Genomic DNA, 22,500 nt, shown 5'->3' on the forward strand with positions numbered 1-22,500 from the left:
GCGCGTGCCAAGGCGCCGGTCACTCCTGAAATGGCCGGGTTTTGCGCCGCCCGTGGCCGGAAATCGTACCGCCGTTGACACCTGCTCTCGGACAAGCAGACGGATGCCCCCGGGGGCCTTGGCTGGCGCTACCTCGGCGACTGGCAGAAACGCGACGGCAATGCCAATATCGAGGAGGAGCTGTTGCGCCCGTGGCTCCTGTCCCGCGGCTACGCGCCAGAGGTCGTCGCCCAGGCCATCACCCTGCTGAAGCGCGAAGCGCGGATGGAGGGCACGAAGCTCTACGAGGCGAACCAGAGTTTCTACGAGATGCTCCGCTACGGCGTCCCCGTCGCGCCGGGACCAGGAGAGGCCCCGATCACCGTCCGCTTCGTCGATTGGACCGATCCCGCCGCCAACGACATGGGCGTCGCCGAAGAGGTCGCCATCAAGGGCAAGGACCCGAAGGCCTGGAACAAGCGGCCGGACCTGGTGCTCTATGTCAACGGCATCGCGCTCGGCGTGGTGGAGTTGAAGAAATCCACCGTTGGTGTGGGCGAAAGCATCCGGCAGACCCTCGACAACCAGCGACCGGAGTTCATCCGCCATTTCTTCACCACCGTTCAGATCACATTTGCCGGGAATGACAGCGAGGGGCTGCGCTACGCCCCGATCCAGACTCCTCAGCCTTACTGGCTGGCCTGGAAGGAGGAGAGCGACATCTCTGCCCGCCTTGACCGCGATGTTACCCTGATGATCGCCCCCGCGCGGTTCCTTGAGTTGATCCACGACTTCACGCTGTTTGACGGCGGCATCAAGAAGATCGCCCGCCCCAACCAGTATTTCGCCGTGAAGGCCGCTCAGGAGCGCGTGAGGGCAAAGGAGGGGGGCATCATCTGGCAGACCCAGGGATCGGGCAAGAGCCTCATCATGGTGATGCTGGTGCGCTGGATACGGGAAGCCTTTCCCGACGGTCGTATCCTGGTTGTGACCGACCGCAAGGAGCTGGACGGCCAGATCGAAGAGGTGTTCGGCAACACCGGCGACAAGGTGCGCCGCGCCCGCAGCGGCAACGACCTCATGGCTGCTCTCGCCGATCCGAAGGACCGGGTTATCTGCTCGCTTGTCCACAAGTTCGGCAAGCGGGAAGAGGGCGAGATGGAGTCGCTGATCTCCGATATCCAGACCGCCAATATCGGCGCGCCAGTCGGCGAGTTCTTCGTCTTCATCGACGAGGCCCATCGCACGCAGTCCGGAAAGCTTGCCAAGGCCATGCGGAAGATCCTGCCCGAGGCGATGTTCATCGGTTTCACCGGCACGCCGCTGCTTCGGTCGGACAAGGGCACCTCGCTGGAAACCTTCGGGCCCTACATCGGCAAGCCATACCGGTTTGATGAGGTCGTCGAAGATGGCGTGGTGCTCGACCTCCGCTACGAAGCCAGAGATATCGACCAGAGGATCAGCGCGCCTGAGAAGATCGACGCTTGGTTCGAGGCGAAGACGAAAGGCCTGACGCCCGTCGCAAAGGCCACTCTGAAGCAGCGCTGGGGAACCTTGCAGCGCGTTCTGTCGAGCCGCGACCGGCTTGAAGAGATCGCCAAGGACATCATGGTGGACATGGAAATGAAACCGCGCCTCCAAGCGAACATGGGGAATGCCATGCTCGTCGCGGGTTCCATTCCTGAGGCCTGTAAGTTCTTCGAGATATTCCGGAAGTCCGGGTCTGTCCTCGCCGACAAGTGTGCGATCGTCACCTCTTACAAGCGTGCCGCCCCCGAGCTGACCGGGGAGGAGACCGGTATGGGCGAAACCGACAAGCAGTATGTCCACCGCGTCTACACCGACCTGCTGGGCGAAACATCGGAGGAGGATTACGAAGAAGAGGCCCTGAGGCTCTTCAAAAAAGAGCCAGGGGGGATGAAGCTCCTGATCGTCGTCAGCCGCCTCCTGACCGGCTTTGACGCGCCTACAGCTACCTACATCTATATCGACAAGCAGATGCGCGATCATGGGCTATTTCAAGCAATCTGCCGCGTGAACCGACTGGACGGTGACGACAAGGACTTCGGCTACATCGTCGACTACAAGGACCTTTTCCGGAACATCGAGAGCGCAGTTGATGACTATACCTCCGAAGCTTTCGATGCCTTCGATAAAGAGGATGTCGACGGGCTGATAGCCGATCGTTCAGAGCAAGCAGATTTGGACTTGCGAGCCGCACGGGATGCTTGGCTCGGCCTCATGGACCGTGTGGAACAGCCGAAAACAGACGACGAAATCTACGCGTATTTCTCCAGCCCGGATGGGATCGACACTGATCCGGACGCGGAAGAAAAAGCGCGGCGTCGGCAAGCTCTCTATAAAATCGCAGGCAGCTACGCGCGCGCCTACGCCAATGTCGCAGCCGAACCCGCAGGTTCGGGTTTCAATGATCTGGAGCTTGCCGAGTGCCGAAAGGAAGTCGAATACGCCATCGGCATCCGTGATGCCGTTCGGCTGCACAGTGGCGATGCTGTCGATATGAAGCTCTACGAGCCCGCCATGAGGCATCTGATCGACAACTACATCCGGGCAGAGGATTCGGAGGTCATATCGCACCTGGATGACATCAGCTTGATTGACCTTGTCGAGAGCAAGGGTGCCGCGATGGAAGATGAACTTCCGGCAGCTTCAAAGCGCAAACGCGAGAACATTGCGGAAGCGATCGAGAACAATGTCCGAAAGCTCATCATCGAAGAAACCCCGGTCAACCCTCGCTTCTACGAGAAGATGTCCGATTTGCTTTCCGACCTCGTAATCCAGAGGCGAAACGACGCCATCGAATACGCCGAGTATCTTGAGCGCATCAAAGAGATGGTAACGCAGGCGAAAGCCGGCCATGGCAATGTGTATCCGGTGAGCATGTCGACGGCGGGGAAGAAGGCACTCTATGACAATCTTGACAGCGATGAGGATTTGGCGATCAAGGTCGACCAAGCTGTCCGAGACACTGCGCCTTTTGGGTGGCGGGGCAACGCCATGAAGGAACGAAAGGTCCGCCGTAGTTTGGAGCCAGTCTTCGACGACATCGCGAAAAGGGAGCGGATCTTCGAGATCTTGAAGAACCAGAATGAGTATTGAGATCGCTGAGATCGGCGGCGTTGATGTTGAAATCGTCCGCAAGAACATCAAGAACCTGCATATAGGGTGCTACCCTCCCGCCGGCAGAGTGCGGGTTGCTGCCCCGGAACGGGTAAGTGGCGAAGCCATTCGCGTCGCCGTGCTAACAAGAATGTCCTGGATTCGAAGGAAGCAGGCTCAGTTCCTGGGCCAGCCTCGTCAGCCAGTTCGGAAGTATGTCTAAGGCGAAACGCATTTCTATTTTGGTCGTCCGCTTCGGCTCGAAGTTGAGGAGTGGGACAAGCAGGTCCATCGTATCGTGCGATCCGGGTCCGACCGATTGATCCTCAAGGTCCCTTCCGAGACAGATACCGTTCAACGGGAACGCTGGATGGCCTCCTGGATGAAAAACCGTCTTCGTGACTGGGCGCTTCCGAGGTTCGAAGCCTGGACCGCTCGGCTGGGAGCGCATCCAGATTGGTGGGGCATCCGCCCCATGAAAACGAAATGGGGCAGCTGCAACGCCGAAAAACGGATCATCTGGTTGAACTCTTCGCTCGTGAAAAAGCCAGAGGGCATGATCGACTATGTGATCTTGCACGAGCTCGCTCACCTGATTTCGCCTCGGCACGATCAGAGGTTCACTGCCGTTCTCGACCGGGAAATGCCACGGTGGCGCAATGTGCGCAAAGAGCTCAACGCTCTTCCCCTGGAGGCATGGATCGACTGAAATGTGCGACGCACCGCGCCGCCGCCGCGCAAACCTTTGGGTCAATTACGCAAAATTATGGGGATCGCGCACGATTACACGCGATCCTACAACCGTGTAGGATCGCCCATAAAGTTGCGTCCCACTGATTGATTTCATTGGGAAAATTCCCGGGTACGCGCCCATAATATGGTGCGTCACTTGCACATAGTTTTGCACTATTTGCCCATAAGTTTGCGCGATCAGCCCGATTATCTCGCGAATGAATGGTGCAGGCTTCCCAGAAGCAACTAGGACACAATTTTGCTCCACATATGGTGCACCAGTTGCTGCATAGCACAACCCCAAAGTTTCGCAGGCACTCTCTGCTGCGACTGGATTTACTGGTGAATTCCCACACACCAGTGACGTAAAGTGAAGAACTTCTAAGGCCAGCCGTGCTCAAACAAACCGACCAGCCCCGTCAGATCAGTCGCCTAGCTCACTGTCAGTCATTACGACCGGCATTCGTCATTGCACACATCAATCTATCGACGACATCATCTGCGCCTTGATAGCCGACTTTTAGCCCGTCCAGGCCAACTGAAGCGTGAAGAATGACGGGCGCCAGCGTTGTCTTCGGCTCCTGATCAAACCAGTATTCAAAATCTCCGACATCGCGATCAGAGCCGTTCTTGACCAGCACCGCAAGGATATGATCGTGCAGTTCTTGCCAAGACTTCGGCACCGATTTGTCAGTCATTTCGCTTCCCCGGCTCATGCGTCATTGCACTTCGATTGGTGTAATGAGGATTACGCGACGCCGCAATCAGGTTGACCTGAGCGGGACAATCCCACCATGCACAGAAGTGTCCCGGCGGCACTGGTTTCCTGGATGCCAGGCCGCCGGAGGTTTCAAAGGTTACTCAGCTGCGACCGGTTCGTCGGTCAGTGCCGGGTAATCCGTGTAGCCCTTTTTGTCACCGCCGTAGAGAGTCGCCGGATCCAGCTCATTCAGCGGCGCGCCCTTCTCCAGCCGGTCAACCAGGTCCGGGTTTGAAATGAACGGCCGTCCGAAGGCCACCAGATCCACGGCTCCGTTTTCGACCGCCTCGACCGCCATGTTGCGGTCATAAGCATTGTTGCCCATTTTCACACCGTCAAACAGGTCATAGAGCGCCCTCAGATCGCCGCCTTCAGGAATATCACGCTGGCCGCCGGTCTGGCCTTCAACAAGGTGGAGATAGGCCAGACCATAGCCGTTCAGCAACTTGATTGCATGGGCGAACGTCGCCTGCGGGTTACTGTCGGAGATGTTGTTGACGTCCGAAAACGGGCTGAGGCGGACACCGACGCGGTCAGCGCCCCAGACATCTACAACCGCGTCCATGACCTCCTTCAGGAACCGCGCCCTGTTCTCAACAGGGCCGCCATATGCATCGTCGCGTTTGTTGGACTCGTCCCGCAGGAACTGATCGATCAGATACCCGTTGGCGGCATGGACCTCGACACCGTCGAACCCAGCCCTCCTGGCGTTCTCCGCAGCCCTCCGGTAGTCCGCAACTATGCTTGCTATTTCCTCGGCGCCCAAAGCCCGCGGGTCCGATGTTTCGACAAACTGCTCACCGTCAAAAGTCATGGCCTTGGCACCAATTGCAGAGGGCGCAACAGGTGCACCTCCGTCCGGCTGCAAGCTGGTATGCGAAATCCGGCCCACGTGCCAAAGCTGGATCACGATCTTGCTGCCCGCGGCATGGACAGCATCAGTTACCTTCTTCCAGCCCTCGACCTGCGCATCGGAATAAATGCCGGGGGTCCAGGCATATCCTTTGCCCTGGGGCGAGATCTGGGAGGCTTCGGTGATGATCAGGCCCGCTCCCGCCCGCTGAGCATAATACTTGGCCTGCAGTTCATGGACGCTGTCGTCTTCGGCCCTGGCCCGATTGCGGGTCAGCGGTGCCATGACAACGCGGTTTTTCAGTTCGATTGCACCGGCTTTGGTGCCGGAGAACAGTTTTTCATCAGCCATCGCTGTTTCCTTCTTTGCTCTGCTTGGTTCAGGTGTTTTCGGACTAAATAGTCCAAAATTAAAGTCGCCGTTTCTTGCTGGGTTTCAGGTTCTGGTGTCTGAGGGAGACCCTTAGGGGCTAATCACCGACCGGGCCTGTTTCAGGGTTTGCGATATCCGTTCGCCGGGAACGCCCGCCTTGCGCAAGGCCAGCGTGCCGATTGCCAAAGAGGCATAGGCGCGCGCCTTGTCGAGCGCCCGGCCCGGGTCCGAAGGCTCAAGTGCTTTCGCAATGATCTCGTCTATGCTTTCCAAATGCTGCCGCCCGAGAGCCGCCACTTCGTCATCGTGCGGAGCAAGCTCAGTTAGACAGTTGATCAGCATGCAACCGTCACGGCCGCCCTGCGGGTTCGCCAGAGCTTCCATCATCGCACCAACCGGGTCGTCTCCACCCGCATCGGCAACGGCGCGCAGAGTTTTCAAAGCACGCCGCGAATAGTGACTGAGCGCTTGATGAAACAAATCCTGCTTGTTGCCAAATGCCCCATAAAAGCTGGACCGGCTCAAACCCATCGCCTTGGTCAAATCATCCACGGAGGCGGTCTCATAGCCCTTGTGCCAAAATACGCACAGGGCCTTTTCCAAAGCCTCGGCTTCGTCAAAGGCGCGCGGCCGGCCCGGGCCTGGGGCTGCGGCGGTTTTACTACCGCCAACGGGATGTTGTTCTTTGCTCATGGGATGGATGTGGAATGGCCGGTCCGGAATTACAAGGCGCGCGCAGAACCTTTTTGGAATGTTCAGTCCGCATTGAGTCTGGCGCCAGGAAAAACTTTTGTAATTTCGCCGGGAGGGTCTGCCGTACCTCTGGCGCGTGCTGACCTTGCAGCCGCAGAGAAAATCGAGGTCCCTCCGCGTGTCAGAGGTCGTGTCCGCTTCGGGCTGAAGTGACCTAGTGCGCTCGTAGCATCCAAACCAAGCAGCGCTGGGGCGGCGGGCTCGAAGACACAAACAACTTGGTCAGAGTCTGGTTAAGCGCTCCCATCGAAGAGCCACCGACCACATCAAAGATCGACAACCCAGCCCGATTACCTCCTCATCGCCCCCAACCGAGTCTCCCAAGGGGCGACGACGTCAGAACTTTGACTCTCAGGTGGCATGTCGCTACCCATTAGTCAGTGTAGGAGGCGAACATGGCTCAAACCGTGAAGCTTGCCGATGACGTCATGGCCTTGGTCCGCCGTGAAGCAGAACTGAGTGGTCGCTCATTAGCTGGTCAGATCACCCACTGGCTAAAGATTGGCCGCGCAATCGAACGTTCCAGTAGTTTCGACTATGCGCGCATCACCGCCATGCTCGGAGGCAACCTTGCCCACCCCCATCCGCGTGATGATGAGGAAACCACGTGGCTGGATGCGTTCACCTATAAAATGAGTCACCCTTCGGAAGCTGAAGAGAAATTCTTTGCCCAGCGTCAGTTACTGGGCCGCGGAGTTGGCCTCGATGCGGGGGGCAATCTTGTGTACGCCAAGCGCGACACTGGCGGTTGAGACTGTACCTTTTTCTGCTAGCTGAGGTCTGTCAGCCTGAGCTAGTTGCCTCCTGGGAGGCGGAGCAATCCTAATTCATAGCAGTCATACTGTTCACATCTTCCAAGCTTCGCGTTTCAAGTCTCGAATGTAACGAGCTACGCGAAACACCTCACCACTGTTACAGAGGTCAATCGGCCGTCTGCCGTCGAATGCGTGGTGCTTCTTTATCAGCGTATGCGGTGGCCCGGCCCCACGTTGTAGGGGCGATGCTCGCCTGCGAGATCTTGCACATCTCATAGTGGGGAGTACGTTTCGCAATGTGCGCTACAAATTCGTTTCTAATTTCGTTGGGGGTCGGGATCTACGCGTCGGGTCACCGGCGTTGGCCGGATGCGGTGAAGGCGCAGGCCGTTGCGGATACGCTTGAGCCAGGCGCGACAGTGAATGCCATGTCGGCGCAGTATGGAGTTCTTCCGAACCAGCTGCCGGCTTGGCGCCGGTTGGTGAAGCAGGGAAAACTGGTTTTGCCAGCGGCGGAGGCTGACGGCACGGTTTTCGCCCCGCTGGTGGTCTTCGATGTGCCGGAGACGCCGGCGGTACCGGACATTGCCGCATCCGAAGAGGAGATCCGGATCCTCTCGGGCCTAGTCAGGATTGAGCTGGCGCCCGGCACGCCCGCAGCCCGGATCGCCGAGATCGTCCATGCGCCCGGGGCCACGCCATGCTGATGCCCTCGCAGGGCGTCCGGATACTGGTGGCGGCGAAGCCGGTGGATTTCCGCAACTATGTGGCGACGATTATTATGCGGAGCCGTGTACATCGCCTCTTGGATTGTGGCTTTTTTACAGCCGGTTAGGCAGAACAAACAGGCACATGCGCCCCGCATAACTATGCTCTCCCGCGATGGTTTCACACCTTGAGGAGAGAGAAGATGACTGACCAATACCGTAATCGCTGGTTCCTGGATCCGGGGCCGGTTTCGTTGTGGATCGATCAGTTCGCGGACGAGCTTGGCGCTCAGAGGTATTCGCCGCTGACCATTGAAGGCTACAGGGCATCGGCACGCCATTTCGCGGTTTGGCTGGAAAGCACCGGCATACCGATGGTCAGCGTCGATGATGGAGTTGTTCGTCGCTTCGCCGAACACCAGTGCCAATGTCCCGGCGGGCGGCGATGGCAGCATGTCTCACCAAAGTATGCGCGACGTGCCAGAAGGTTTGTTGTTTTCCTACAAGGTGCGGGCGTCGCACCTCCGCCGTTGAAGGCCGCGCCAGAATTTCCCTTGCTTGACGACTATCAGCACTGGCTGCGTTTGCATCGGGGTTTGGCGGAACGGACAGTTTCCCGTCATCTCCGCATCCTCAATAAGCTGTTGCCGGAACTCGGTACAGCGACCCACGATTATGATGCTGCCCGGATACGTTTTGTTGTCCGCAAATGGCGGGGGCAAACCGGTCCGGCCGGCCTGAGAACCATAACAAGCGCCTTGCGAAGCTATCTTCGCTTTCTCGCCGGCGCGGGCTTGTGCCGTCCCAACCTCGATCACGCCATTCCGCCGGTCATACAATGGCGTCTTTCGTCGTTGCCGCGGTATCTGGCAGCCGCAGATGTGGAACGTGTCATTGCATCCTGCGATCAGCTTGCCCGGGGGCGCCTGCGGGACCGGGCGATCCTGCTCCTTCTGGCGCGCCTGGGGGTGCGGGCCGGGGATGTCGCTGGTCTCAGACTGGGCGATATCGACTGGAACGCCGGTATCCTGAAGTTGAGTGGCAAGGCGCGTCGCCAGGTTCGGCTGCCGTTGCCGCAAGATGTAGGCGATGCGCTTCTCGCGTATATCGAACAGGAACGCCCGCGCATGCCTCAGGACGCGGTCTTTCTCATGATGGTCGCCCCTACCGCTCATTTGAGCAATCATGCCACGTCTCGGCCATTGTGGCGCTGGCATTAAAGCGCGCCGGCATTTCCGATCCGCCATCGAGCGGAGCGAGCTTGCTGCGCCACTCCGCGGCAACTTCGATGCTGCGGTCGGGGCCACATTGGAAGCTGTCGGCACGGTTCTGCGCCACCGCTCGCTTGATATGACTGCGCATTACGCCAAGGTCGGTATCGCGATGCTGGAACAGATCGCTCAACCCTGGCCGGGAGAATTGACATGCTGAGTCAACTCCTCGCCGATCATGTCGCGCTGCACCAGGCGCTGGGGTTGAAATTCCGTACCCAAGGCAGTCTTCTACGCAACTTCGTTGCCTTTGCCGAGAGCCGCAGTGAGCATGTCGTAACAACAGCCACCGTGCAAGAATGGGCACTACAGGCATCTTCTCCAGAACAACGTCGCAACCGGCTTTTGACAGTACGTCGCTTCGCGCGCGCGCGCTTAATGCCGAAGATCCGAGCCATGAAGTTCCCTCCGCCGATCTCTTCGGCCGTGCCAGCCGCAAGCGGCGCACGCCTTACATCTACAGTCCCAGTGATATCCAACGGCTGATCGACGCCGCCCAGAGGCTTGGCCCCGCTGGCTCGATCCGGCCCGCTCACCTACGCCACGATGTTCGGGTTGATTGCGGCAACAGGCATGCGCGTTTCAGAGGCCATCGCCATTCGATTGCCGGACGTGACCGATGACGGCCTGATCATTGCCCAGACCAAGTTTAAGAAGAGCCGGCTGTTGCCACTGCATCCAACGACTCGACGCGCTCTTGACGGGTATCTTACGATGCGTCTGAAGGCGGCCAGCCCGAGCGGCACACTTTTCCTTTCGCATCAGGGCACGCCGCTCGCCTATTCGACAGTCGCAACGGTATTCCTCCAGATCACGCGGTCAATCGGCTTGCGCGGTGCGGCAGGAACACCGGGCCCCAGGATTCATGATCTGCGCCACACATTTGCTGTTCGCTCCCTTGAGGCCTGTGCGCACGATTCCAAAGCCGTGGCGCGGCATATCACGGCCCTCAGTACCTATTTGGGGCATGCCCATGTCACCGATACATACTGGTATCTCGAGGTAACACCCGAGCTGATGACACACATGGCAGCTGACGGCGAGAGGCTGCATTGCGGGGTGACGGCATGGCCCAGCTTGCCCAGCACCTCGCCGCCTTCCTGCGCAACCATCTTCCCAATGAAAGACGCGCAAGCGTTCATACCTGCGATGCCTATGCCTACAGCTTCCAACTGCTGGTGACATTCGCCGCCGGGCGATTGAGAAAGCGGCCGTGCCTGCTGCAGATCGAAGACATCGACGTGCCCACGATCCTTGCCTTTCTCGAGCACATCGAACAGACGCGAGGCAACAAGGCCCGTACGCGCAACGCAAGGCTGGCAGCCGTAAAGTCCTTCTTTCGCTATCTCGAGCACCGAGTACCTGCCGTGCTGGACCAGGCGCTTCGGGTGCATGCCATTCCGATGAAGAAGGTTGATCAGAGGCTTGTAGCGTCGCTTTCGAGGACAGAAGTACAAGCGCTGCTCGATACTCCGGATCGGAGGACAGCATCGGGCATCCGTGATCGAGCCATGCTGCATCTGGCTTTTGCCGGAGGGCTGCGCGTTTCCGAACTCATCAGCGCCGGGCTCAACCAGTTTGACGGGCGGTCCCCTGCCAGCATCCATATCATTGGCAAAGGACGAAGGGAGCGCGTGCTGCCGCTCTGGCAGGAAACCGCTGCCGCAATTCGCGCCTGGATCGCGATCAGACCCGAAGTCGGCGACACCGCGCTCTTCCTGAACAATGCCGGTCGAATGATGACGCGTGCCGGTTTCGAATACATTCTCGAGAAACATGCCAATACGGCTGCCCGCATCGCGCCCACCCTGGCGGCCAAATCGATAACGCCCCATGTTCTGCGGCACAGCTGCGCAATGCACATGCTTCAGGCGACCCGGGACATTCGCAAGGTCGCACTGTGGCTTGGTCACGCCACGCTCCAGAGCACCGAGATCTACTTGCGCGCCGACCCAACCGAAAAACTCGAGATGCTTGACGCTCTGGAGCCGCTCGGCATCAAGCCGGGCAAGTTCCGGCCACCGGACAAACTGCTCGCGATGCTTTCCGCGCGGTAGAATAGTTATGCGGAGTCAATGTAGGCGGAACCGTCCGAAAAAGTGCCGGTCTGCTTCTTCGGCTCCGCATAATAATCGTCGCCACATAGTTGCGGAAGTCCACCGGCTTTGTCGCCACTAGTATCCGGACGCCCTGCGAGGGCATCAGCATGGCGTGGCTCCGAGCGCATGCACGATCTCGGCGATCCGGATTGCGGGCGTGCCCGGCGCCAGTTCGATCCTGACTTCGCCCGAAACGATCCGGATCACCTCTGCTGAAGCGGCAATGTCCGGCGCCGGCTGTTCCTCCGGAACATCGCAGACCACCAGCGGGGCGAAGACCGGTTCGTCCAGCTCCGCCGCTGGCAATACCAGCTTCCCCTGCTTCGCCAGCCGGCGCCAAGCCGACAGCTGGTTTGGTAAGACTCCATACCGCGCCGCCACGCCATTCGCAGTCGCGCCCGGTTCGAGCGTATCCGCCACTGCCTGGGCCTTGGCTTCATCCGGCCACCGCCGGTGACCCGACGCGTAGATCTCGACGCCCAACGATTTGAGAAACGAATTTGTAGCGCACATTGCGAAACGTACTCCCCACTATGAGATGTGCAAGATCTCGCAGGCGAGCATCGCCCCTACAACGTGGGGCCGGGCCACCGCATACGTCTGTTTATTGACCCGTTTCAAATCTTCTGAGCACAGGCGGCCTACCGCCGCCTGGCTTGTTGCTGAGTTTCTGGCCCCGAATAGACCGTTCAGCCCCTGCCTAAAGATCCCTTGGCGTGTCTCTAAGGGGCGTTGCTCAACTGACCTGCCCCCCGCGGGTCCCTCGCTCATGACGAGAGTCTGCGGGTTTGATTTTGGTAGTCGTCGGTTTCGGGCTTGGCAAGCGCGGCAGGCGCGGAGCCCTCAAATTGCTCAAGCGTCCGGCGCGCTTCGGACGGTGTTTTGTTCCCGAGCGATGAGTGCGGCCTGACGGTGTTGTAATCGTAACGCCAGAGCGCCAGCTTCCGGCGGGCGTCGTCCAGGGTGTCAAATATCTCCTCGTTCAGCAGTTCGTCGCGCAGGCTGCCGTTGAATGACTCGATAAAGGCGTTCTGCTGCGGCTTCCCTGGGTCGATATAGTGCCACGGAATTGCGTTCTGATCGGCCCACCTCAGCATGGCCCGGCTCGTGAACTCTGTCCCCCTCACCATTGAGCTTGAACCAATGGCGCCTCAATGGCTCGATCGCTGACTATGCATCCGGGTTTACCGTAGATCCGCACCAGCGCATCCAGCTCACGCGCAACACGTGCGCCGGAGATGCTGGTGTCAGCAATCAGGCACAGGTTTTCGCGGCTGCAATCGTCTATCACTGCCAGGATGCGGAATTTCCGGGATGCCCCGAAGCTGTCAGCCAGGAAGTCCAGAGACCAGCGCGCATTGGGATACGCAGCCTCCGGCATCGGGGAGCGCGTTCCACGAGCCCGCTTGCGGCCGCGCCGCCGCTTCACTGACAGCCCTTCTTCCCGGTAGAGCCGATACAGTTTCTTGTGGTTCATTCTCATGCCCTTGCGCTCAAGCAACACGCCAATCCGCCCCTCTCGGCGATGCTTGCATCGCCTGCCGGACAGCGGGATAGCCGAACCGGCACCGCTTTCCGGCGATCTCCTGCATCTCCTTGCGGATATCAGGGCAGTCCGGCGGGCGTTCGCGCCGGACTGTCTTTGGGTCGACAGGCCCGGCGCTGCGAGATGCCGTGATCCCGCATCGCCCTGAGCGCTGCCTCTCGCCGCTTGGTCAGCGTCGTCAGTTCTTTCCCAGAAGATCCTTTAGAACCACCCTTGCCATTGTCTCTCAGACCAATGGCGTTCCAATGGCTCGATCCAGCATTGTATCGGCCAGCAGCCGCTTCAGCTTGGCGTTCTCGTCCTCCAGCGCCTTCAGCCTCGCGGCCTCCGACACCTCCATGCCGCCATACTTGGACTTCAGCTTGTAGAACGTTGCCGGGCTGAGCCCGTGCCTGCGGCACACCTCCGCCGTCTGCATGCCTGCCTCTTGCTACTTGATCATCCCCCCTCTCGGCAGATTGCTGCGCAATCGCCTGCCGGGCAGTGGATAATCTGCGCCTCGGTAAAACGGCTCTTCCGCATTCGTCTGCTCCTTCAGGGTTGGGCAGACTCTACATCATGGTGAGGGATTTCGCGGGGGGCACGTCACCACGCACAAGCTTGAGACCGAGTTGCTCTCAATACTGAAGAGCAGGCTCGGTTCTGAAATCCTTCGACAGCGCCTGGCAAGTCAATAGAGTATTTTCAGATCAAGCAACGATTCAAAGGCATTCAGTACTCAACTGCATTGCCCAAACTGCTTAGAGCCCAAAGTCCCGAGCGGGCAGTTGCAGCATTTCGCAGCCGCAGCGTAATCGCGCGAGCAAGATCGACCCAAACTGGGCCACTTCTATCGATACTGGGTGCTGCACTGCATCACGTCAAAGGTGACATTCGACGCAACTGCGTAATTTGAGATTTCTGCATGCCAAAGCGGTGCGACGACGTTCTCCGCAAGCGCAGCCTGCCAGGTACCAGGCTACCGCCCTGTCTTCCGGGTCATTTATGGCTACCAACTCTCGCCAGAATACTTTTAGCTGTCACCTCCAGTAACGCTATTCCATGTACCGCCTTTCAACTGTCAGGGTTCCATTTCGTCAACATCAGTCCAGACTTATCCTTGCTCAACTCACATTAACAGGTTTCAAGAAGTTGCGTCTGTCCTCCTGAAATCTGGCGTCACTTCAGGCGGGAATCCCTTGCACAGCTGCGCCGCAAGATACTGCTGAAAATACCAGACTGTGCGCTCCTTGGGAGACAGCCGCCCCGGAGCCGCAGCAAGCGCTTTGGCGTTTTGCGCGATGCCGCCGATGATCGGCTTGTCCTCTTCATTGATCGCATCAAACCCGGCTTTCAGTTCAGCCGCATAGGTTGCCCGCTCCTGTGGATCCTCCGGCACAGCCCCGGGGTAGTAATCCGCGCCCCACAGTACTTTGACCTTATCGGTTCCATAGGGCTGCAGCGACAGCCAGAAGGTGCGCTCTGCCACCACCGACATCACATGGCAAGGGAAGACCGCGGACAGCACTGCAGTGTTGCGGTCCTCCTCAGTCAGCAACGGGTTATCGACTTCCATGTCAGACGCGCGCTCATAGGATTTACCCGGAATGCGCCCCTGTTTGTACAGACTGTGCCCCTCGCTGCCGTGCATCGCATTGGCCAGTCTCGTTGGCATCGCCGGCTCAATCGTTTTCGCATGCGCCACAAAGAGGTGATAGCCCTCGGTAAAGTTCTGCACCAGGATCTTCCAGTTGGTATCCCAGATCTCCTCGGCGCGGAACAACGTGCGGTATTTGTCCAGCTGATAGTTCTTCAGATGCTCTGACAGCATTTCCAAACGCGGCGCAAGCGGCGGCGCTTCGGGATCCAGCGAGACATAGACCCAGCCCTGCCAGACCTCGACCTGGAACTGCGGCAGGCAGACCTCTTTCTTGTTGAAATTGTCCCGCATATGGGCAGCGCCGATCAGCTGGCCGTCCAGATTGTAGGTCCAGGCATGATAAGGGCAGGTGATGCGCCCTTTCAAATTGCCTGAGCCTTCCATCAGCGTTGCCATCCGGTGGCGGCAGATATTCGACATCGCCCGAAGGGTGTTATCCCGGTCCCGCAAGACCACCACAGGATCACGGCCGATTTTCATGGTCCGGTAATCGCCTTGGTTTTCAAACTCATCAACCCGGCCCACACAGAACCACTCGTGGTTGAATATCTCATCCAGTTCCAGTTCCAGGAACTCGGGCGAGGTATAGATCTGCGGCGGCGTCGCCTCAGCCAGCTCATCCGGCAGCTCGGCGTTGTGCCGCAAGGCCTCCAGCAGCTCAGCAATCGGCATGTTCGGTTTCATTCTCTTTCCTCCCAGACAGAGTGGGCGCGATGGGACCGGGGCTACTTTTCGGCCAGCCCGTACTGCCGCGCGCTTTCACTAAGCAGCTCCCACAAAGACCGTGCTGTGCTGCGGGGCATCAGCAGATTCAGACCCTGCACATCCCGCCACAGCGTGACACCGGTGTGATGGAAGGCTGTGATTGCCACCGCGCCAGCAGGAAAGGCGCCGGAACCGAGATTGAGCGGCAGAAAGTGGTTCAGCAGGGTTTCCGCAGGGCTGCCGCTGATCCGCAGCCAGCAGCGGGACTGCAGCAGATCCAGCACCGCCCCCTTCTGCGGCGCCAGTTCCGGGTCCGGCGTCTTGGCGACAGCGGGCACCAGCAGCCACCATTTCAGCGGCTCAACCCGCAACAGCGTGCCATTTGCCCCCCGAACAGACTGGCCCGGCGCCGGGCTGGCGCTGCATCCGGCCACTCGTGCGGCCTCTGCCCCGGTTTCGGCCAGCGTGCTAGCCCAGGCTGCAAACTGCAGCAGCCCGAAACCGGTAATTTCCTCAATGGTAACCCAGGGCATTTCTGTGGTGCCAAAGCGGCCTATCCTTCGCGCCGCCTGCAGCGCTGAAATCGGATTAGCCATGCATCCGTCCTCCTTCTGGGTCAAACATATGGGGCGAAACAATCTCGACCGCGATATCCCCCTGGCGTACCGGATCAGTGGCTGTCGCCGCCTTGCCCTGCCACGCCGTATGACCGCCTGATATATAGCCAAGCCCGATCCAGTGCCCCAGCGCCGGGGAATGCGTCACCGCCGTCACCCAGCCTTCGCCAAAGCCGGAAATCTCATCCGGTTTGCACAGCAATGCGCCGCCGTTGAAGGTCTGGTTGCGGTCCTTGGGGAAGATCCCGACCAGCTGCGGCCGGTCTGCGCGCATCAGCTCGGGTCTCTGGCGCAGCGCGCTGCCGACAAACGGCTTCCTGGCCGAGGCCATCCTGCCCAGTCCGGCGTCATCAATTGTCACCCGGCCGTCCAATTCGGCACCCGTCACATGGCCTTTTTCGATCCGCAGGGTGCCCAGTGCCTCCAGTCCGTACAGACAGCCGCCCATGGGCTCCGCCGCCTCCCACAGCAGATCCATCATCGCCTCGCCGTAATCGCTTGGCACATAGACCTCATAGGCTAGCTCACCCGAGAAGCTGATCCGCGCAATCAGGCATTTGATGCCGCCCTTCAGCCGGGTTTCGATAACGCCCATGAAGGGCAGGTTATCCGCAGACACCGCCGCCGGATCTTGCAGACAGGCCATTATGCCGCCGCGCGCCTTAGGGCCGGCAACGGACACGCCCGCCCATTGATCGGAAACCGAGGTGACATGCACTTTCAAATCCGGCCAGCGCAGCTGCAGCAGCTCCTCCAGCCAGACCATCACCTTGCCCGCGTTGGTGGTTGTGGTGGTCAGCAGAAAGTTGTTCTCGGACAGCTGCCAGGTGGTACCGTCATCCATTACCATGCCGTCATCGCGCAGCATGATCCCGTAACGCGCCTTACCCACGGCCAGCTTGGCAAAGGCATTACTGTAAATCCGGTTCAGGAATTCCGATGCATCCGGTCCCTGCACCGCAATTTTTCCCAGGGAGCTGACGTCGCAGATACCCAGCGTGTCGCGCACAGTTGCGGCTTCGCGGATATAAGCCTCGGTGATGGTCTCGCCTTTTCGGGCAAAAAACCAGGGCCGGTGCCACAGTCCCGCATCGGTCATTGTTGCCCCGTGCCGCAGGTTCCAGTCATGCAGCGGCGTGCGGCGCAAAATCTTGAAATGACTGCCGGTATTGCGCCCGGCCAGTGCACCGATCGCGACCGGCGTATAAGGCGGGCGGAAGCGTGTAGTGCCGACCGAAGGTATCTCCTTGCCCAGGGCCTCGGCCATCAGCGCAAGGCCGATGACGTTGCCCATCTTGCCCTGATCCGTCGCCATCCCCAGCGTCGTATAGCGCTTCAGGTGCTCGACAGAAACAAACCCCTCCTGATGCGCCAGCCGCACATCGGCGGCGGTGACATCATGCTGCGAGTCCACAAAGCTCTTAGTCTTTTTGCCCGGCAGCCGCACTTCATACAGTGGCTTGATCGGGGTCTCCGCTCCGCCCAAGGCCGGAGCCTCTGCCGGCTCGCCCATGGCTGTCTTTGCCGCAGCAATGCCTGATGCGGAGCAGTCACCCGCATTCCAATGCCCGGCCGCAGATCCCGCCATCACGACATTGTCCCCGCAAGGCGCTGGCAAGAAGCAGGCCAGATCCTTGTCCCAAACCGGCTTGGCGCCACGATGGGACACTAAATTCACCACCGGCGACCAGCCCCCCGAAACCAGCAACAGGTCGCAAGCCAAGGTTTCCGCCGCTGCCCAGCCCTTGCCCTCAGGCCGTGCCAGCGCAACCCCGGTAACAGCTTTGCCGCCATGCGCTTTCAGCGGCGCCAGCCCGGTTTTCACCTCAACGCCTGCCGCCTTCATGGCCACGATATGCGCTTCGGACACACGGTCGCGCAGATCCACCAGCGTCATGTTGGCCCCAGCCTTGGCCAGCTCGGCAGCCGTGACGTAGGCAGAGTCATTGTTGGTGCTCAGCACAATATTCTGCCCAGGCAGCACACCGAACCGGTTCAGATAGGCCCGCGCTGCCGCCACCGTCATCACCCCCGGCCGGTCGTTGTTGGTGAAGGCCACTGTGCGCTCCAGCGCGCCGGTTGCCAGAACCGTTGCCGCCGCACGCACCGTCCAGAACCGCTGGCGCGGCGCATGCGCGGGCTTGACCGCCAGATGGTCTGTCACCCGCTCAAGCAGGCCCGCGGTGCCATAATCATACAGCCCGAACGCCGTGGTGCGGGTCATGATCCGCACGTTTGCGGCCTCAAGCCCTGCCACCAAGTCCCGGCGCTGCGCCTCTACCACAGGGTCCGCCTGGTTCAGCAGATCACCGCCCAGCTCGAAATCCTGCTCGACCAGGATCACATCCTTGCCTTGCTGCGCCGCTGTCAGCGCGGCATTCAGACCCGCAGGCCCGGAACCAACCACCAGCAGATCGCAAAAGGCATGCACATGGTCATAGGCATCCGGATCAGCAATCCGCGACGCCTCGCCCATGCCGGCCGCTTTGCGGATCAGCTTTTCATACTGCATCCAGATGCCGGTGCCCCGCCCCCATTCAAACGGCGGCAATCCCATGAAGGTCTTGTAATAAAACCCGGCTGAAAAGAACCGTCCGAACAGCCCCAATGCCGCGCCCACGTCACTGCGCACATTGGGCCAGGCATTTTGACCACAGGCCGTCAGCCCGTCATACAGTTCCACCATGGTGGCCTTGGTATTGGGCTCTGCCCGTTCCCCTGCGCCAAGAGTGACAATCGCACCGGATTCCTCAACCCCTGCCGACATGATGCCGCGCGGGCGGTGGTATTTGAAACTGCGGCCCAACACCGTCTCGCCGCTGGCCATCAGCGCCGAGGCCAGGGTGTCGCCGGCAAAGCCTTCGAACGACCGTCCGTCCCAGGTGAAACGCAGCCTGCAGGAGCGGTCGATCCGGCCGCCATTGATCAGACGTGACGCACTCATGATGCCGCCCCCAGTGCTTTGGCCATACCCGCATGGGCAGGCCGGACGGAGTGGATTTCATGGGTCATGGTATCGCGCTCGACCAGAATCCACATGCGGCAGCCGTTCACATGCTGCCAGGTCTCGACCTGTACGCCGCAGATGTTTTCGCGCTGAAAAACCGCGTCGTGCCAGTCCTGCATGGGCGCATCCAAGCTGGGATAGGTGATTGATCCGTCGCCCCCATAGGCAAACTCGCTATGATCCCGGGTGCCGCAGAACGGACAGGGTATTCTAATCATTCTCTATGTCCTTATCCGTGCAGTTTCGGATCGGGGCCCGCACCGCGCTCATCCAGCTGGATGCCGCGTTCAAACCGCTTCAGATCGTGGTTGGCGATCACCTTGTGCGGCCTGTCATTGGCGATCAAATCGGCAAAATAGGTGCCTGCGGCCGGCGTTGCCTTGAACCCTCCGTAATTCCAGCCCGCATTCAGATAGAGGTTGTCCAGCGGCGTCTTGCTGATGAAATGCGTGCCGTCCATCGACATGTCGACAACCCCGGACCAATGCCGCAGCAGCCGCACCCGGCCCAGGCAGGGCAGCACCGACATCGCTGCCTCGGCCACGTCCTGCACAATCGGAAGATTGCCTTTTTGCGCGTAGGATTTGTACCAGTCCAGATCACCGCCAAAGACCATGCCACCCTTGTCCGACTGCGAGATATAGAAATGCGCGCCGCCCATGCCAAAGACCACCACCTGATCCAGCAAGGGTTTCAGCGGCTCCGAAACAAAGGCCTGCAGTTTATGCGATTCAATCGGCAGGTGGCTCATCCCCGCCATGTTCCACAGACGTGAGGTATTGCCCGCAACCGCAAGGCCCAGCTTACCTGCAGAAATCTTCCCGCGTGAGGTTTCCAGCCCGGTGACCCTGCCGCCATCGCACAGAATGCCGGTGACTTCGCAGTTCTGTATGATGTCGACACCCAGCTGGTCCGCGGAGCGCGCATAGCCCCAGACAACCGCGTCATGCCGCGCGGTTCCGGCCCGCTTGTGCACAGCAGCACCCATGATGGGAAACCGCGCATCCCCCCCGTAGTTCAGATGCGGCACCGTCTCTTTCAGCTGCCCAAGGCTCCAGATTTCCGCATCCGCATTGCCGGTCAGCCGCATCGTGTTGTAATTGCGCGACGCCGCGTCCACTGCGCCGGGACTGTGCAGCAGGGCGATATGCGAGCGTTGGCTGAACATCACATTGTAGTTCAAATCATGGCTCAGCTGTTCCCACAGCTTCAGCGAATGCTCATAGAACTCGCGGTTGCCCGGCTGGGTGTAGTTTGAGCGCACAATCGTGGTGTTGCGCCCGGCATTGCCGCCGCCGATCCAGCCCTTCTCCAGAACCGCGACATTGCGGATGCCGTGGTTCTTGGACAGGTAATAGGCGGTGGCCAGCCCATGCAGGCCGCCGCCGATGATAACCACATCGTAATGCGGCTTTGGCTCTGGATCACGCCACTGACGGGTCCAGCCCTTTTGGCCGGACATCCCCTGCCAAAAGATATTCCATGCGGAAAATCTAGTCATTTTGATCTGTCTTTCGAGCGCCTTAGATGGTGCTTTTCAGCACGCGGCCGGGATGCTTGAAAATCTGGCCGAAGCCCTCCAGTTCATCCATGATGCCGGCCCGGCGCAGGCAGGACCACATCTGCGCCTGGTTCGAGGTGATCACCGGCTTGCCTGCTGCCTGCTCGATTTCCTCAACAACTTCCAGCGACCGCACGCCACCGCAGCTGAGGAAGATTGCATCCGCTTCCGGCAGGTCGATTTCCAGCGCGAATTTCTTCCAATAGGCTGGCGTGACCAGCCCCATGTCCCAACCCTGGGCAATGTTCAGCCCCTGAATATCCAGCACCTCAAAGCCACGCTCAACCAAGAATTCAGCCTCAGCAGTGTTGATCTCATCCAGGTACGGCGTGCCAACCACCAGCTTTTTCGCACCCAGTTCATGCAGCGCGTCCAGCACCCCCTGCACCAGGCACATCGGCTGTGCCCAGGGCGCGCCTTTATGGATCTCTTCAAAAATCCTCTGCTCGCCGATCACGATCGAACCGCTGGTGCAGCTATAACTCACCACATCGGGCTTGGCTTCCGGCTGAATGCGGGACGCCGCATCTGCCATATGCTCGATATGGCGCGACAGGGTTTCATTGGTTGTATAGTCGTCCGTCTTCAGGCGGGTGATGTGCACCCCCACACCCTCGGGCGCCATATCCTTGAAGTCACCCTCTGCCGACGGGTCCGTCGACATCAGAATAAAACCAAGTTTGGCGCGGTGATGGCGTCCCTCGCTCAATTCCGGAGTGCGGGGTTTGGACTGGATGCTTTGGCCTGGCTGGAACATTACAGAATAACCTCTTCAACGGATTTCGGATGCTGGGTCAGCGGCTCCCAGCCGTCATCGGTAATGATAAAGCTGTCGCCCACCTGGGCGCGGAAGGTGTCAACGGAAACAGACCCATCCACTGCCAGAACCATGCCCGGCTGAATGATGGTGGTATCCCCGGTGACCAGTTGCGGCGCCTCCAAAAAGCTGAACCCAGTCGCCCGCCCGCAGCGGAACGGATATTCATAGCCCGCCCCTTGGATGACCTCGGCATATTCCGCATGGATGCTTTCCGCTGTCACGCCGGGACGCAGGGCATCCAGCGCCGCTTTCTGGCTGGCCACGGCCACCTCATAGACCGCCACTTGTGCCGGATCAGGCTCGCCAATCCAGAAGGTCCGGTCAAACCCCAGCTTGAAGCGGTGGAAATTGGTCATGCCGCAGAAGCACAGGAACACCGGCTCCCCCTGCCGCATGATCCGGGTCGAGGCCCGGTGATGCGTCTTCACAATGTCCTTGCCGGAAGCCATGATCTGCAGGAAATGCGTGTTGGGCGACATATCGCCATCATCGTAATGCGCGGTCAGCAGCTCGGCGGCCTTGCGGGTGCCCGCCTGCGACGTGGCGATGGCGACTTCAAACTCCGGCACACCATCGCCGATTGCTGCGCGGCCTGCGTTCATCATTGCTGTTGCCACCTGACCTGCATGGCGGGCCAGCTGCAGCTCTTCTGCGGATTTGATCATCCGCATGCTGTTCAGGATCGGAGTCACACTGGAGATCTTCCCGGCATCCACCAGATCGTTCACATAGGCACGCACCGGCGGCGGCATGTGGCCCGGCTCAATCGCCACCTTCGCCGCGTTTTTGACCCAACCCGGCAGTTCTTCGCGCCACTCATTGCCCATGCCGTCGTTCCAGGGCGCAATCCGGCCTACCCGGGCGGCGGCCTCGGCACTGTTGAGATCGATGGTCGGGGTGATCAGCAGCGCGCCGCCATCCTTGGGGACCACCAGAATAGTCGGACGGCCGAACTCCATATGCAGATAGTCATAATACCCGGTCAGGTAATAGACGTTGTCGTCATCGGTGATTAGCGCCACATCAATGTTGGCATCTGCCAGCTTGGACTGCAGGCGGTTCAATCGTTCGGTGAACATGCGGGACTTCCCCTGTGCAAATAGGCCCTGTGCAGCCTGGCGTTATCTTGAGTTTCAAATGAGCTTATTGCCGGAAACCCAGTTTTCAAAATGACTTCTCTTATCAAGATATGATAACCAATAGT

General features: G+C 59.7%; 20 protein-coding genes and 2 pseudogenes. 10 read left to right on the plus strand and 12 right to left on the minus strand.

The features are described from left to right. Nucleotides 1–81: 81 nt before the first annotated feature. From AQUI_RS27355 to AQUI_RS29790, 3 genes and pseudogenes are all read left to right on the plus strand, one after another. Entirely contained in the window at nt 82–3,099 is a 3,018-nt protein-coding gene (locus tag AQUI_RS27355) for a type I restriction endonuclease subunit R (protein WP_051371839.1), read from the plus strand. Next, the gene (locus tag AQUI_RS32340) at nt 3,089–3,322 is read left to right on the plus strand and encodes a DUF45 domain-containing protein (RefSeq protein ID WP_051371840.1); all 234 of its coding nucleotides are present in this window, start codon (nt 3,089–3,091) and stop codon (nt 3,320–3,322) included. The genes AQUI_RS27355 and AQUI_RS32340 overlap by 11 nt, the downstream gene beginning before the upstream one ends. A gap of 12 nt (nt 3,323–3,334) precedes the next feature. Next, nucleotides 3,335–3,808 (plus strand): annotated as a pseudogene (locus AQUI_RS29790) (M48 family metallopeptidase); the annotation flags it as partial. A gap of 466 nt (nt 3,809–4,274) precedes the next feature. On the opposite strand, the gene AQUI_RS0106480 reads toward AQUI_RS29790, so the two are convergent. From AQUI_RS0106480 to AQUI_RS0106490, 3 genes are all read right to left on the minus strand, one after another. Then, on the minus strand, nt 4,275–4,529 hold the full coding sequence (locus tag AQUI_RS0106480; protein WP_027256777.1) for a hypothetical protein: 255 nt from the start codon (nt 4,527–4,529) through the stop codon (nt 4,275–4,277). A 159-nt stretch (nt 4,530–4,688) separates the two neighbouring features. Next, entirely contained in the window at nt 4,689–5,795 is a 1,107-nt protein-coding gene (locus AQUI_RS0106485) for an alkene reductase (RefSeq protein WP_027256778.1), read from the minus strand. A 111-nt stretch (nt 5,796–5,906) separates the two neighbouring features. Further along, on the minus strand, nt 5,907–6,419 hold the full coding sequence (locus tag AQUI_RS0106490) for a TetR/AcrR family transcriptional regulator (RefSeq protein ID WP_245596871.1): 513 nt from the start codon (nt 6,417–6,419) through the stop codon (nt 5,907–5,909). Between the two features lie 545 nt (nt 6,420–6,964). Here AQUI_RS0106490 and AQUI_RS0106495 point away from each other — a divergent pair. From AQUI_RS0106495 to AQUI_RS0106520, 7 genes are all read left to right on the plus strand, one after another. Continuing rightward, nucleotides 6,965–7,321, plus strand: coding sequence for a TA system antitoxin ParD family protein (locus AQUI_RS0106495; RefSeq protein WP_027256780.1), 357 nt, complete (start codon nt 6,965–6,967; stop codon nt 7,319–7,321). A gap of 299 nt (nt 7,322–7,620) precedes the next feature. Beyond that, nucleotides 7,621–8,031: a transposase gene (locus AQUI_RS0106500; RefSeq protein WP_027256781.1), complete on the plus strand. Its 411-nt coding sequence runs from the start codon at nt 7,621–7,623 to the stop codon at nt 8,029–8,031. Between the two features lie 203 nt (nt 8,032–8,234). Then, nucleotides 8,235–9,251 (plus strand): tyrosine-type recombinase/integrase, encoded by a 1,017-nt coding sequence (locus tag AQUI_RS27365; RefSeq protein ID WP_211236001.1) that lies wholly within the window; start codon nt 8,235–8,237, stop codon nt 9,249–9,251. Next, nucleotides 9,217–9,462 (plus strand): hypothetical protein, encoded by a 246-nt coding sequence (locus tag AQUI_RS31470; protein ID WP_027256719.1) that lies wholly within the window; start codon nt 9,217–9,219, stop codon nt 9,460–9,462. The genes AQUI_RS27365 and AQUI_RS31470 overlap by 35 nt, the downstream gene beginning before the upstream one ends. Then, the gene (locus AQUI_RS31475; RefSeq protein ID WP_211236002.1) at nt 9,456–9,788 is read left to right on the plus strand and encodes a hypothetical protein; all 333 of its coding nucleotides are present in this window, start codon (nt 9,456–9,458) and stop codon (nt 9,786–9,788) included. Before AQUI_RS31470 ends, AQUI_RS31475 begins: the two co-directional genes overlap by 7 nt. 18 nt (nt 9,789–9,806) lie before the next feature. Then, entirely contained in the window at nt 9,807–10,484 is a 678-nt protein-coding gene (locus tag AQUI_RS27370) for a tyrosine-type recombinase/integrase (RefSeq protein ID WP_211236003.1), read from the plus strand. Next, a complete protein-coding gene (locus AQUI_RS0106520) occupies nt 10,370–11,359 on the plus strand; it encodes a tyrosine-type recombinase/integrase (protein WP_027256782.1) in 990 nt (329 codons plus the stop codon). The genes AQUI_RS27370 and AQUI_RS0106520 overlap by 115 nt, the downstream gene beginning before the upstream one ends. A gap of 144 nt (nt 11,360–11,503) precedes the next feature. On the opposite strand, the gene tnpA is transcribed toward AQUI_RS0106520, so the two are convergent. From tnpA to AQUI_RS0106575, 9 genes and pseudogenes are all read right to left on the minus strand, one after another. After that, nucleotides 11,504–11,914 (minus strand): IS66-like element accessory protein TnpA, encoded by a 411-nt coding sequence (gene tnpA / locus AQUI_RS0106525; RefSeq protein ID WP_027256783.1) that lies wholly within the window; start codon nt 11,912–11,914, stop codon nt 11,504–11,506. Between the two features lie 254 nt (nt 11,915–12,168). Then, nucleotides 12,169–13,469 (minus strand): annotated as a pseudogene (locus AQUI_RS27375) (IS3 family transposase). Between the two features lie 601 nt (nt 13,470–14,070). Beyond that, a complete protein-coding gene (locus AQUI_RS0106545) occupies nt 14,071–15,270 on the minus strand; it encodes an aromatic ring-hydroxylating oxygenase subunit alpha (protein WP_027256785.1) in 1,200 nt (399 codons plus the stop codon). Nucleotides 15,271–15,311: 41 nt separating this feature from the next. Beyond that, nucleotides 15,312–15,887, minus strand: coding sequence for a sarcosine oxidase subunit gamma (locus AQUI_RS0106550; RefSeq protein ID WP_035919838.1), 576 nt, complete (start codon nt 15,885–15,887; stop codon nt 15,312–15,314). Continuing rightward, entirely contained in the window at nt 15,880–18,852 is a 2,973-nt protein-coding gene (locus AQUI_RS0106555) for a sarcosine oxidase subunit alpha family protein (RefSeq protein ID WP_027256787.1), read from the minus strand. Before AQUI_RS0106555 ends, AQUI_RS0106550 begins: the two co-directional genes overlap by 8 nt. Beyond that, nucleotides 18,849–19,133, minus strand: coding sequence for a sarcosine oxidase subunit delta (locus AQUI_RS0106560; RefSeq protein WP_027256788.1), 285 nt, complete (start codon nt 19,131–19,133; stop codon nt 18,849–18,851). The genes AQUI_RS0106555 and AQUI_RS0106560 overlap by 4 nt, the downstream gene beginning before the upstream one ends. A gap of 11 nt (nt 19,134–19,144) precedes the next feature. After that, complete coding sequence (locus AQUI_RS0106565) at nt 19,145–20,416, minus strand: sarcosine oxidase subunit beta family protein (protein WP_027256789.1); 1,272 nt, start codon at nt 20,414–20,416, stop codon at nt 19,145–19,147. Between the two features lie 22 nt (nt 20,417–20,438). Continuing rightward, complete coding sequence (locus tag AQUI_RS0106570) at nt 20,439–21,233, minus strand: maleate cis-trans isomerase family protein (protein ID WP_027256790.1); 795 nt, start codon at nt 21,231–21,233, stop codon at nt 20,439–20,441. Then, complete coding sequence (locus AQUI_RS0106575) at nt 21,233–22,375, minus strand: M24 family metallopeptidase (RefSeq protein ID WP_027256791.1); 1,143 nt, start codon at nt 22,373–22,375, stop codon at nt 21,233–21,235. The genes AQUI_RS0106570 and AQUI_RS0106575 overlap by 1 nt, the downstream gene beginning before the upstream one ends. Between the last annotated feature and the right edge of the window lie 125 nt (nt 22,376–22,500).

This window comes from Leisingera aquimarina DSM 24565 (assembly GCF_000473165.1).
Lineage (GTDB): Bacteria > Pseudomonadota > Alphaproteobacteria > Rhodobacterales > Rhodobacteraceae > Leisingera > Leisingera aquimarina.